12 protein-coding genes are annotated in these 11648 nt (G+C 65.5%); 6 read left to right on the top strand and 6 right to left on the bottom strand.

Going from position 1 to position 11648, the window contains the following annotated elements; genetic code table 11:
* Nucleotides 1-102 precede the first annotated feature (102 nt).
* The 3 genes from HTUR_RS15680 to HTUR_RS15675 form a co-directional block, all read right to left on the bottom strand.
* Nucleotides 103-1086 (bottom strand): YeiH family protein, encoded by a 984-nt coding sequence (locus tag HTUR_RS15680; RefSeq protein ID WP_012944307.1) that lies wholly within the window; start codon nucleotides 1084-1086, stop codon nucleotides 103-105.
* Nucleotides 1087-1090: 4 nt separating this feature from the next.
* Nucleotides 1091-1231, bottom strand: a complete 141-nt coding sequence (locus tag HTUR_RS27495; protein WP_012944306.1) for a hypothetical protein — start codon at nucleotides 1229-1231, stop codon at nucleotides 1091-1093.
* Nucleotides 1232-1473: 242 nt separating this feature from the next.
* On the bottom strand, nucleotides 1474-3159 hold the full coding sequence (locus HTUR_RS15675) for an NADH-quinone oxidoreductase subunit D (protein WP_012944305.1): 1686 nt from the start codon (nucleotides 3157-3159) through the stop codon (nucleotides 1474-1476).
* Nucleotides 3160-3345: 186 nt separating this feature from the next.
* Here HTUR_RS15675 and HTUR_RS15670 point away from each other — a divergent pair, with 186 nt between their 5' ends.
* The 3 genes from HTUR_RS15670 (at nucleotide 3346) to HTUR_RS15660 (ending at nucleotide 5214) form a co-directional block, all read left to right on the top strand.
* Nucleotides 3346-4236: an acyltransferase gene (locus HTUR_RS15670; protein WP_012944304.1), complete on the top strand. Its 891-nt coding sequence runs from the start codon at nucleotides 3346-3348 to the stop codon at nucleotides 4234-4236.
* Nucleotides 4237-4329: 93 nt separating this feature from the next.
* Nucleotides 4330-4659, top strand: coding sequence for a DUF7577 domain-containing protein (locus HTUR_RS15665; protein ID WP_012944303.1), 330 nt, complete (start codon nucleotides 4330-4332; stop codon nucleotides 4657-4659).
* Between the two features lie 234 nt (nucleotides 4660-4893).
* Entirely contained in the window at nucleotides 4894-5214 is a 321-nt protein-coding gene (locus HTUR_RS15660) for a HalOD1 output domain-containing protein (RefSeq protein ID WP_012944302.1), read from the top strand.
* Nucleotides 5215-5357: 143 nt separating this feature from the next.
* Here HTUR_RS15660 and HTUR_RS15655 read toward each other — a convergent pair whose 3' ends face one another.
* Nucleotides 5358-6107 (bottom strand): hypothetical protein, encoded by a 750-nt coding sequence (locus HTUR_RS15655; RefSeq protein WP_012944301.1) that lies wholly within the window; start codon nucleotides 6105-6107, stop codon nucleotides 5358-5360.
* Between the two features lie 242 nt (nucleotides 6108-6349).
* Here HTUR_RS15655 and HTUR_RS15650 point away from each other — a divergent pair, with 242 nt between their 5' ends.
* A complete protein-coding gene (locus HTUR_RS15650) occupies nucleotides 6350-6595 on the top strand; it encodes a hypothetical protein (RefSeq protein WP_012944300.1) in 246 nt (81 codons plus the stop codon).
* A gap of 163 nt (nucleotides 6596-6758) precedes the next feature.
* Here the strand turns inward: HTUR_RS15650 and HTUR_RS15645 are convergent, their stop codons facing one another.
* Nucleotides 6759-8174, bottom strand: coding sequence for a CARDB domain-containing protein (locus HTUR_RS15645; protein ID WP_012944299.1), 1416 nt, complete (start codon nucleotides 8172-8174; stop codon nucleotides 6759-6761).
* A 221-nt stretch (nucleotides 8175-8395) separates the two neighbouring features.
* On the bottom strand, nucleotides 8396-9655 hold the full coding sequence (gene prf1, locus HTUR_RS15640; RefSeq protein WP_012944298.1) for a peptide chain release factor aRF-1: 1260 nt from the start codon (nucleotides 9653-9655) through the stop codon (nucleotides 8396-8398).
* A 182-nt stretch (nucleotides 9656-9837) separates the two neighbouring features.
* Between prf1 and minD the strand changes: the two genes are divergently transcribed.
* Nucleotides 9838-10701 carry a cell division ATPase MinD gene (gene minD / locus HTUR_RS15635; protein WP_012944297.1) on the top strand — a complete coding sequence of 288 codons (864 nt, stop codon included), beginning with the start codon at nucleotides 9838-9840 and terminating at the stop codon, nucleotides 10699-10701.
* Between the two features lie 326 nt (nucleotides 10702-11027).
* The gene (locus HTUR_RS15630) at nucleotides 11028-11615 is read left to right on the top strand and encodes a hypothetical protein (protein ID WP_012944296.1); all 588 of its coding nucleotides are present in this window, start codon (nucleotides 11028-11030) and stop codon (nucleotides 11613-11615) included.
* Nucleotides 11616-11648 lie beyond the last annotated feature (33 nt).

Raw genomic sequence — 11648 nt, 5'->3', positions numbered from 1 at the left:
GCTCGCGGCCGGGGGAGCCAGCCGGCTGATTCGGGTGGTCGCCCAGCCGCTGGTTCCTTCGCACACGCGTGATGTGAAAATGCAGCTACTTCGACGCGCCGGTCAAAACAGCACCAGTAGCGCCGCGAGCGAGAGCCCGCTGCTGAGGAGCAACGCCAGTAGCACGACGACGGCGGGCATCGGCCCGGTGGCCCGGAGATCGGCGAGTCGGATCTCGGTCCCGAGGCCGACGAACGCGAGCACGAACAGCCAGTCGTAAGCGTTCTCGATCGAGGTCACCTGGGCCGAAGAGAGGACGCCCGCGCTCGAGACGACGGCGAGCGCGAGAAAGCCCAGCACGAACGTCGGGAACTCGTTCCAGAGCGTCCGGACGGAGGGGCGACCACCGCCACCCGTGTGGGCGTAGTAACTCGCGTAGGCGAGGACGACGACGCCGATCAGGGCGTTTCGCGCTAACTTCGTCATCGTCGCCCACTGACCGGCGACGTCGGAGTGAGCGAAACCGACGGCGACCACGGGGCCCGTCGAGAACATACTGACGCCGGCCCACGTGCCGAACACCATCCCGGAGAGGTTCAACAGGTCGCCGACGATCGGGTAGACGGCGATGGTGATCGCGTCGAACAGCAGGACCGTCGCGGCCGCGTAGGCGATCTGTTCCTCGCGGGCGCTGACGGCACCCGCGACCGCGACGACCGCCGAGACGCCGCAGATGCTGGCGCCGGCCGCGAGCAGCGACCCCATCCGATCGGCCAGCCCGAACACGTTGCGCGCGAGGAATTCGACGGCGAGCAGCGTCGTCGCTGTCACGACGATCACGATCAGCAGGACGAGTCCGCCGACCTCGAGGACGGTCTCGAGCGAGATCGACGCGCCCATGAGCACGATCCCCCCAGCCAGCCACAGGTTGTGCGTCGCGATCCCGGGCTCGAGGCGGTCGGGAATACCGACGGTGTTCGTCGCGACGAACCCGAGCGCGATCGCGAGCAGGAGCCGATTGAATCCGAGCGAGACGGCGAGCGCTCGGGCGAGCACCGCGCCGAAACAGAGGGCCAGCAGTCCCGGTAGCAGCCGACGGCCGTTCATCGCGTCACCGGGGGCTCTGCGGTTCGAACGCGCTCATCGGTGCGACGATCGCCGCGCCGGCGAGGACGCGCCGCCAGTCGCGCTCGAGGTCCCTCCGGCGATCCGTCACGGCGCCGGCAGTCGGCCGCCAGCCATCGATCGACATGTGTCCCGTGCTCGGGTGACGACCGCAGTTAACTGTTCTCGATTCCGTCGCCGGGAACGCCACGTATTTCTTCGCGCTGCGACGCCCGATCCGCCGAACGGATATCGTCGACGCGTTTCGCCGGCTCGATCGGGAGCGGCGTCCGATTCGGGCGAGATCACCGCCGCACTCGCTCTCTCGACCGACGTCTGAGCGACGACGAACGGCCGAGAAACGAGTGAGGTGGTCGGGAGCTGTCGATCTCAGCGGTCGACGCTCCCGAGGACGATATCCAGACTCCCCAGCGAGGCGATCAGGTCGGCGACGTACTCGCCTTCGGCCATCTCCGGCAGCGCGGAGAGGTTGTGGAAACACGGGCTGCGGATCTTGAACCGGGCGGGCGAGTTCGAGCCGTCCGCGCGGATGTAGACCCCGAGTTCGCCCTTGGCGATCTCGACGGCGCGGTAGGTCTCGGTGCCCGGGTCCGGCTTGAGGGTTCGGGGGACGTTGCTCTGGACGATCCGTTCGTCTTCGGGCCAGTTCTCGATGAGATCGAGACACTGCTCGATGATCTTCGCGGACTCCTCGACCTCCCGAAGGCGCACGAGGACCCGCGCGTGGTTGTCACAGCCCGGCTCGGTGACGACGTCCCACTCGAGGTTCTCGTAGTAGCCGTAGGGATCGTCCCGGCGGACGTCGTAGTCGATGCCAGAGCCGCGGGCGACGGGACCCGTACAGCCGTAGGATTTGGCGACCTCGGGCTCGAGAACCCCGGTGTTCATCGTCCGAACCTGAAAGATCTCGTTGCCGGTCAGCAGCCGGTTGTACTCGTCGACCTTGGCGGGGAGTTCGTCGAGGAAGTCCCGACACTTCTCGATCCACTCCTCGCGGGGTTCGGGGAGGTCCCAGGCGACCCCACCCAGCCGGAAGAAGTAGAACATCATCCGCTGGCCGGTGAGGTCCTCGAGGATGTCCTGGACGACTTCGCGGTCGCGCATCCCGTACTGGAAGATGGCGGTGAAGTCGCCGTAGACGTCGAGCGCGAACGTCGAGACCGCGAGGAAGTGACCGAGCATTCGCCCGAACTCGACGGACATGGTCCGCAGGACCTGGGCGTACTCGGGGACCTCGATGTCGGCGATGTCCTCGATGGCGCGGGCGACCGCCCACTCGTTGGGGAGGTTCGCGGTGTAGTCCCAGCGGTCCGCGTAGGGGATGATCTGGTGGCGATAGGTCCCGTTCTGGCACATCTGCTCCTCGCAGCGGTGGAGGTAACCGATGTCGGGGTCGACGTCGACGACCGTCTCGCCGTCTAACACCGTCTCGAGGTGGAGAACGCCGTGGGTCGCCGGGTGGTGGGGACCGATGTTGAGGAACATCGTGTCGGTCTCGGCCTCGCGGTGGTCCGGCTGGATCGGATTGGCGTGTTCGGTGTAGCTGACCACCTGGGGCTTCTCTTGGTCGTAGTCCAGCGCGAGCGGGTGGCCCTGCCACGACTCGGGCAGGAGGATGCGCCGCGGGTCGGGGTGGCCCTCGTACTCGATGCCGACGAGGTCGAAGGCCTCCCGCTCGTGCCAGTCGGCGGTCCGAAACACCGGCTCGGCGGTCTGACAGACGGGCTCGTGCTTTGGGAGCTGGACCACCAGCGTCACCTCGTGGGTACGGTTCTCGTACTTCGTGAGGTGGAGGATCGACTCGTAGCGGTCCTCGTACTCCTGGGGCGTGAGACACGAGAGGTGGTCGAAGCCGGCTTCGTCGCGCAACAGCGCCAGCACCTCCTGGACGTCGTCTGGACGGATCACGAATCCAGGCGCGTTCTCGTGTTCGTCCCGGCGGAGCGCGTACTCCGAGAGCAGCGACTCGAGGCGCTCCTCGTCGACGCCGTCCTCCCGGAGGTGGTCGTACTCCGGATCGATACCCTTCGGTTCTCGTTGCCGTTGTTCACTCATTGGATACCCGTGCGCCGACGAACGGGGGCGCGCGTATCGGGAGTACGATTGACACGGAATTGAGGGTTTTCCCCGGTTACAGTGACTGTCACGGTCGAACGACCGGTCGGCCCGTCGTTCCATCAACCCGGCAAGACGATTGCCCAATCGAATCCCCTATGAACACGGCGGGCAATACCTCGGACTATGACAAAGCGGTACGTCTCGCTCCCAGGGGAGGCGGAGGCGGGGATGCGCGAGTTCATCGACGAAGTCGACCGGCGGCTCTCGAGCGACGAGGACACCTGCTCGGTCGTCGAGGATGTCCTGATCGATCTCTCGGGCGACCGCGAGGCTTACGAGCGCTGGCAGGACGGTGAGCCGGTCTCGACGGCCGAGCGCGTTCGGTTACAGAGCTACGACCCCTGTAACACGACCCTCGAGAGCGAGTACTACGCCGAGAAGGACGAGGAGCGGTTCCGCCGCTCGAAGCACCTCCAGTGGCTGTGGCGACAGTTCGACAGTCTGCCGATCGCGGACAACGTCGAGTTCGCGCTGCGGTTTCGCCGAATGCTCGCCGACCACCTCTTCGAGGAGTGCGGCGACGGCTGTCGTTTCTTCAAGGGGATCACGTTCACCTACGGCCACAACATCACGATCGGAGACAACACCGTCGTCCACGACGATGTCCACTTAGACGACCGCGGGAAACTGACCATCGGCGACCGCGTCTCGGTCTCCGACGGCGTCCACATCTACAGCCACGACCACGACGTCGTCGATCAGACCGAGGTCCGCAACTACCACACGATCGTCGAGGACGACGTCCGCCTCACCTACGACGCGATGGTTCGCGCGGGCTGTAAGGTCGGCGAGAACGCTATCGTCGGCGCGCGCGGCATCGTCCAGCACGACGTTCCTGCCCACCACATCGCCATCGGCACGCCCGCCAAGAGCGTCAAGATCAAGCCCGGCTGGGAGGACGCCGCCACCCCGACCGACGAGGCCGGCGTCAACCGCCAGGAGCAGCGCCGCATCGAGTACGACCTCCCCGACGACCTCGAGGTCTTCGACGAGTTCCAACGCGACCTCAGCTGACCGGTCGTCGAGCCTGTTAGTCGCTCCATTCTGACTCTCAGCGATCCCTGAGGCGGGGAATATCCAAGTGCCTTGAGAACCTATCGCATACTGATGGAGCTCTGGGGCTGGCTCATCGGCTACGTGGTGTTGTTCGCCCTCCTCCACTTGGTACTGTACTACGTCTATGTCCGGGGAGACGACGGCGACAGTACGGGTTCTCCCTCGTTCGCCGATCCCGACCGCGCGAGCTCCCGAACTCCGCCGGGGCCGGACCGGTATCCGCGCGCGGTCGACGACCTCGGCGACCCCGAGGACCCCGAGGGCGACTACGACCTCGAGTTCGATGGCGAGACGATCCGCTGTCCCCACTGCGGCGTTCGGAACGAAGCCGATCAGACCTTTACGTACTGCTGGAACTGTATCTCGACGCTCCGCCGGTGAGTCCGTCCCGTCGGGCTCGATTCGGGTTGCCGCTTCGACGATCGGAAGCCGTCTCGAGGCAGTCAGTTCGGAACCGTTCCTCGAGCCGACCTTGCGCCGTTCGATCCGCCATTCGCGAAATTCTGACTATCACATTGCCCGACTAATATCCGATATGCCTGGCAAAGTAGCCGAGTAATGAACAATTACGCTTTTGGTCTTCAAACACAGAGTGGGAGGAGACGACGAACAGTCATGCACGGAAACCCTACTCACTCCCCCGCTTCGCAGTCTCGCTCTCCATCGGTCTACCGCGCAACGCACGACCCGGACAGTTCGGCCAGGCTCAGTACGACCGTGAGCCACGCGTTAGCCGACTGCATGGGAACGGACGTCACCGACGGCTACGTCTCGCTGTACGACGCCATCGATCCCGAAGCCCTGGACAGGCTCTTCCGCCCGCGCCACGACGGCCGCCAGCGAAGCGGCGGCTCGCTCGACTTCACCGTTCGCGACCACTACGTGACGGTCTCGAGCGACGGCGAAATCCTGATCGAACCGCCCGCGCGGCGATAACCTGCTCCTCGCCGCTTCTCGCCACTTTTCGTCGGTCGTCGGCTCCGTCGCCTACGCAGTGACGACACGGCTCGAAACTCGTCTCGTTCGGCGTTCCCGCTGCCGATGCGACGGCTACGGCCGCGAAAAGCGACTCGGCGGTTCTACGGCGACAGCGCGTCCGCCAGCGTCTCGAGGTGATCGACGCCGACGACGGCGACGATGTCGCCCTCGGTCTCGGTTCGCTTGGCCTCGAGCCGATCGATCATACAGCGCTCGCGGGTGTCGTCGCGGTAGGTGAGCGCGCTGCCCTCGGTCGCAACGCTGCCCAGCAGCGCCTGGACGCTGGCGACGTGGGAGCGCTCGTGGGCGGCCTGGCGCTCCGGCGTGTCGTCGTGGTCGCAGTCGTACTCGATCGGATCGTCGCAGGCGATGGTCATCGACGTCGCGTGGGTCAGCGTCGCCGCGACGCGGCAGGTCAACGCTTCCCGTGTCGCCCCGCCCAGTCCCGAGAGGACGCGGCGGGCCGTCGACGGCGAGACGCGGTCGGCGATCAGCCGCGTCACGAGTCGCCGGACGAACGACCAGTTCGGCGCGTCGATGCCGACGACGTCGGCCTCGGGTGCCGCGTGGATCGCGGCGCTCATCTCGCCGCCGAAGCGGGGCGGGGACGACGCGGAGCCGTCGCGGGCGTAGGCGCGGTACAGCGGAAGGGCCGCCGACGGCAACTCGAGGGCGACCGTCTCGGGGTCGACCGACTCGAGGATACGCTCGACGCGCGCGATGCTTGCGGGGTGGTCGTGGACGACGCCGAGAAGAATACAGTCGCCGGACGACCCGGGCACCCGGCGGCAGAACTGGGGCGTGATCCGGGGGTCGTCGAACGACGCGGCGAAGGGAGGGGATTCGTCCATTGATCGACTGGTAATACGCGACTACCGGCATAACCCTTCTGTTGTGCACCGCTTCGAGGGGCGCCGAACGCTGATATCGCGGCGTAACCGGTGCCTACTCGAGCGATAGCGCACGCGAGTCCGATAACGGACCGGTGACCCGCGGAACGATTTCGGCGATTTATTGCTCGCGTCTGCTTGGCGTCGGCTAGCCGGTCCGACCGCCGGATCGCACGCGACGCGCGAACCAGTGTCGAACGAGCATGAGCGAGAGGATACTCACTGAGGCGGACGAGGGGAAACGGGTCCTGAACACCGACGGGACCGAAATCGGCCGACTGGTCGACGTCCACGACGGTCGCGGCTACGTCGAACCGAATCCGAGTTTGACGGACACGATCGCGGCGAAACTCGGCTGGGGATCCAGAAGCGAGGAGGCCCACCCGCTCGACGAGGGAAGCATCGCGGAGATCACCGACGACGCGGTCCGCCTCCGCGGAACGCTCTAATCTCACCCGCCCGCGAGTTCGGCTTCCCGTTTCCGAGCGCGTTGGTCCGTTCCGCTTGGGGCGGTCGCATCGCTACCTCGGCGCCTCGAGTCGATGCCGTCGCCGTTTTCAGGCTTCGATGAGCGCTCTTCGGCAGGCGTGACCGCCCTCGCGACTCGCGATCCTAGCTCTCGGTGCCGTAGACGGTGACCGACCGGACGGCAGAGTCGTCCGCGCTCTCGATCCGAACCGGGAACTCGGTCGTCTGCGCCGCTGGATAGGTCGTATAGCCCAGCGACACGGTCTCGCTCGCGCCCGACTCGAGGGAGACGGTCGTCGAGTCGACCTGTTGGGGATCGTGACCGACGACGAGCGCGACAGTGCCGGAGGCCGATCCGCCGCCGGTGTTCTCGACGACCGCCGTCACCTCGAGGTAGTCGCCGGCGTTAACGGGCGTGTTCGTCCCGGTAATCGAGACCGAGAGCGTCCCTTCACCGCCCCCGGCTCCGCTCTCGATCTCCTCGAGACAGGATTGCGCCTGCGGGTTCGAGCGGGAGATCGTCGCGGTCGGGTAGTCCGGCGGCAGCGTGATCCCGGTCAGCACCGTCCCGAGCTCGCCGTAATCCGGGATCTCCACGCGAGCGCCGTCGGGCGTGGCGGAGACGTCGCGTTCGTCGCCGATCTCGAAGACGATCGTCCCCGAGAACGGTGCGTCGACGTGGCTGCCGATCTCGATCCAGTCCTCGATGATCGTGTTCCCGTAGAGCGGTTCGCCTCCGGCATCGTCGTAGAAGCCGGTGCTCGCCGCCACGCTGTCGCCGTCGCCGAACGTGCCCGAGACCTCCGCCCGCGTACACGAGGTGAAGGTCACGTCCGTCTCGACGGGGTCGTCGTTCCTCCCGATCACGCGGACGGTCCGTTCGGCCGAATCGGACGAGCCGACCACTCGGACCGGGAACTCCTGGGTGTTGTCGACGAGCGCCGTCTCGAACTCCAGGGTCACCCATCGGCCGCCGGTGGACGGCACCGAGACGGTCGCCGAATCGACGGTCGTCGGATTGTGGCCGACGACCAACTCAACTGTTTCCGTTGCCGACACGTCGCCCTCGGTCTCGAGCTGTGCGACCACCTCGAGGACCTCACCGGTCGCGAGGGGATCGTTCGTGCGAACGATATCGATCGTGACCGGCGGCGCGTCCGCGTAGACGAGGACGTTCGTTTGATCGGTCGCGTCGTCGACGACGACCCAGACGGGAAACTCCTGATCGTTGTTGACGATCGCCGTCTCGAACGTGAGTTCGACGGTCTCCGTGGCGCCGGCTCCCACCTGTATCGGTTGCGTGTCGACGACCGTCGGATCGTGGCCGACGACGAGCACGGCGTCGGTCGATACGGACCCGCTGCCGCCGTTTTCGACCGTCGCGGTCACCTCGAGAACGGCCCCAGTCTCGACCGGACTGTTCGTCCCCTGAATCGTTACGTCGATCGATCCGTCCTGACTCGCCGTCCGCGCCGCGGCGGTCCCTGTAGCGGCGACGGGAACGAGTCCCCCGACCGCGACACCCTCGAGTACCCCTCGGCGCGTCGATGTCTGCCACATATTTGAGCGACGTCAGCGATCGATCGAAAAGGATAGGGTTCGTTACATCCGCTAATCGGCGAATGCACCCCTTCTCCCGATACTGGAGAGATTACAACTTACTGGTAACGGCCCCGTACGGGGAACGCGTTCGCTCGAGCGGTGGCCGACGGTGAACGTTCTGTCCGAAGCCGAGAGAGGAGAGCGCCGACGATCGGACGGGCGAACGGAGCGTACGGAGCTTAGACGCCCGTGGAGTACCGCAGGAGCCCGGCGAAGCCGCCGAAGGCGTTGTAGAGCTGTTCGCCCTTCTCGAAGTCCGTCGAGATGAACTTGGTCTCGGTCCCCCGCTGTTCGGCGATCTCGATGAGGTGGTCGATCGCGTCCTCGCGGTCCTCGTCGGTCGCCTCGACCTCGGTCCCGCAGTCGCTGCAGGTGTGGTCGGGCGTGGACTTGCGGCGGTCGATGACCTCGCGGTCGGTGTTGCCACACTCCGGACAGTCGTAGGTGACGACGTCCTTGCGAAGATCCTCGCTGATGAGCAGTCGGTCGACCGCGCCCATCATGAGGTTCCGGCGGGTCTGTTCGAAGCCGTAGGTGGCCAGATCGCCCGCGTTGAGTTCCTCGAAGAACTCCTCCATCTCCTTCTTGTCCTTCATCACCTCGGCGTCGGCCAGCGCCTCTTCGGCGTTGTCGACGAGGTCCTTCAGGCCGGATTCGTCGGTGTAGGCGACGTCGAACTTGCCGATGACGTTATCCTGAATCTCGTGGTGAAGGTAGTCGCCGTCTAAGAACTCGTCTTTGGTCGGCGAGGGACCGCCGACGAGGATCCCGTCGAGTTCGTGGCGCCGGGGGACGAACAGATCGTTCGCCATCCCCGCGACCTCCTGATAGAAGTTGTCGATGGCCTCGAGGCGCAGGCGGGCGAATCGCTGGGCGGACTGGCCACCTTTGCGCTGTTTGCCGGGAACCAGCGAGGAGGCGGACTTGACGGGCTCGATGCGTTTGCCCTTCAGCCAACCGACGTTGGCCTCGCGTCGGTCGAGGACGATCAGGCCGTAGAGGCCCTTGTCCGCCAGCATCTCCTCGAGGGGTTCGGTCAGAAAGTCCGAGTCGCAGTGATAGCGGAAGGATTCGACTGGCTGGGGCGGGCTCTCGAGCACTCGGGTGACCATCTCGGTCCGACCACCGCTGCTGTCGACGGCACCCGAGAATAGCACGAGTCCGTTCTCCGGCGGATAGGTGTCGTAGTACCGAAGTCGGTCCTTGATGCTCGTCAGCGCGTCCTGGACGGCCGTCCGCGTCTGTTTGGACTTGATGTTGGCCGCTTCGCTGTGTTCCTGTGTAACGTGTTGAACGACGTCACTGACCTGTCTATCGTCGGGAACGTAGATCGTTACAAGCTGTGTCCCGGACCCGTCGAAATCCTTGAGATCCTCGATGACCTTCCGGAACTCGTATTTCTTCCGGTCGGATTGCTCCTGTTCGCCCTCCTGGCTCATTGTCCCTAGGAAACGGTCCTGTGGGTAAGTATTCTTTGAGACGGCGATGTCGACGGGAGGTTCACGGGCGACTCCCCGTCGCGTCCGCGGTCGACCGCTCGGTGTTTGCGAGTCAGTGTCGAGTCGCGTGCCGAGGTCACGTTTTAAGGTCCTCCCGTTCCACTGTCCGGACAGTATCCAGTATGTCTCACGAGACGGTCTATGCTATCGCGAGCGGGAAGGGCGGCGTCGGGAAGACGACGACGACGGTGAACCTCGGCACGGCGCTGGCCCAGGCCGGCGAGCGCGTCGCCATCGTCGACGCCGACCTCGGGATGGCGAACCTCGCCGGGTTCGTCAGCCTCACCCCCGATTCGACGACGCTGCACGATGTGCTGTCCGGCGACGCGTCGGTCGACGACGCCACCTACCGAATCACCGATAACATCGTCGCGGTCCCGAGCGGAACCAGCCTCGACGAGTACGCCGACACCTCCCCCGAGGGCCTGCGCGAGGTCGTCGAGGACCTCCGCGAGCGGTTCGACTACGTGTTTCTCGACGTCGGCGCCGGCGTCAGCCACGAAACCGTGCTCCCGCTCGGGCTGGCCGACGCCGTCGTCCTCGTCTCCACGCCCGAACCCGCGGCGGTCCACGACTCGAAGAAAACACTTGAGTTGACCGAACGCGCCGGCGGCGAGGTCTCGGGACTCGTCGTCACGCGAACCCGGCCCGACAGCGACGTCTCCTACGAGGAGATCGCCGCGCGCCTCGAGACGCCGCTGCTGGCGACGATCCCGGACGATCCCGCGGCCCGCGAGAGCGTCTACGCCGGGACGCCGCTGGTCGTCTACGAACCCGACGGCCCCGCCGCCGGCGCCTACCGCCAACTCGCGGCCGATCTGGCCGGCATCGAGGTCGCCGACACGGCGGTAGACGCCGAATCCGAGTCCGCCGCGGCCGACTCCGCCGACTCGTCCGACGATCCTACCGATGAGGAGTCCACCGAGCGGGAGGCCGCCCACGACGACGTCTCGAGTGCGATCACGGAAGCCGAATCCGACACCTGATCGGCGATTCTCAGTGCTCGAGTCGGCGAGCGACGGCGCTCGTCTCGCCCGCTCTGGGCCGGTAGGCGGTGCCTGAACCGCTTGATTCGCACTTACGTCCGCCAATTCGCGTCAGCTCCGATGTCGTTCACGAGATCGTGATAATCAGTCAATATTGTCGTTCATACAGTACATACTATCGAGCGTCTCGTCGATAGCGAGCCGCTCGGGCGCCAACAACCGGTTTCGAGAGTGAACACTAATTTTTCGGTAACATTTCCGACGTACTCTTTGCAGTGACGGTAACGAACTAATTACTAATCAAATCCCATAGCGATCGGTCGCCTATGGAGCGACGAAAGATCCTCCTTGGCAGTGGCGCAGCGCTCACAACCGCACTCGCGGGCTGTACTGGCAGCGGCGGTAACGACGACGACGATCCGGACGACGACGACAAGACCGAGTCGATCACCGACGACGACTCCGAGAACGAGAACTCCGAGAACGAAGAGACGGAGAACGAGGAGTCCGAGAACGGCAACGAGAGTGACTCCGAGGAGTCCGACGGAACCGGCGAGACCAGCGACGCCGACATCCCCGGGTTCGACGGTTCGAAGCTCTCCCTCGAGAGCGATGCGGTGTCGATCACGTCCGTCGAGCGAGCGAACAGGACGGTCGAGGTCGTCGCGACGAGCGAAGTAACCGACCTCCAGAAACTGTACGCGGAACTCGAGACGCTGGCCGACGCACACGAGAACGCGATCGTCGATGTCGAGGCGTTCGCGGACGCGATCGACGCCGTCGACTGGGTCGTCGACCACGACGCCAAGAAGGTGATTTCGTTCTCCGTGAAGACCGACTGGCTCGCCGACTACCGGAACGGCGACCTCTCGGCGAACGCGTTCCTCGAGAACGTGAAGACGACGGCCGAGTGAGCCGTTCCAGCGACCGATCGACGATTCGACGCA

This window comes from Haloterrigena turkmenica DSM 5511 (genome assembly GCF_000025325.1).
Taxonomy (GTDB): Archaea; Halobacteriota; Halobacteria; order Halobacteriales; family Natrialbaceae; genus Haloterrigena; species Haloterrigena turkmenica.
Note: the sequence above shows the minus strand (reverse complement) of the source record. Positions and strands in the feature narration are given on the sequence as shown.

Bases quoted from the DNA above. Each gene is read 5' to 3' on its own strand.
- HTUR_RS15680 (WP_012944307.1), bottom strand. From the start codon at position 1,086: ATGAACGGCCGTCGGCTGCTACCGGGACTGCTGGCCCTCTGTTTCGGC.
- HTUR_RS27495 (WP_012944306.1), bottom strand. From the start codon at position 1,231: ATGTCGATCGATGGCTGGCGGCCGACTGCCGGCGCCGTGACGGATCGC.
- HTUR_RS15675 (WP_012944305.1), bottom strand. From the start codon at position 3,159: ATGAGTGAACAACGGCAACGAGAACCGAAGGGTATCGATCCGGAGTAC.
- HTUR_RS15670 (WP_012944304.1), top strand. From the start codon at position 3,346: ATGACAAAGCGGTACGTCTCGCTCCCAGGGGAGGCGGAGGCGGGGATG.
- HTUR_RS15665 (WP_012944303.1), top strand. From the start codon at position 4,330: ATGGAGCTCTGGGGCTGGCTCATCGGCTACGTGGTGTTGTTCGCCCTC.
- HTUR_RS15660 (WP_012944302.1), top strand. From the start codon at position 4,894: ATGCACGGAAACCCTACTCACTCCCCCGCTTCGCAGTCTCGCTCTCCA.
- HTUR_RS15655 (WP_012944301.1), bottom strand. From the start codon at position 6,107: ATGGACGAATCCCCTCCCTTCGCCGCGTCGTTCGACGACCCCCGGATC.
- HTUR_RS15650 (WP_012944300.1), top strand. From the start codon at position 6,350: ATGAGCGAGAGGATACTCACTGAGGCGGACGAGGGGAAACGGGTCCTG.
- HTUR_RS15645 (WP_012944299.1), bottom strand. From the start codon at position 8,174: ATGTGGCAGACATCGACGCGCCGAGGGGTACTCGAGGGTGTCGCGGTC.
- prf1 (WP_012944298.1), bottom strand. From the start codon at position 9,655: ATGAGCCAGGAGGGCGAACAGGAGCAATCCGACCGGAAGAAATACGAG.
- minD (WP_012944297.1), top strand. From the start codon at position 9,838: ATGTCTCACGAGACGGTCTATGCTATCGCGAGCGGGAAGGGCGGCGTC.
- HTUR_RS15630 (WP_012944296.1), top strand. From the start codon at position 11,028: ATGGAGCGACGAAAGATCCTCCTTGGCAGTGGCGCAGCGCTCACAACC.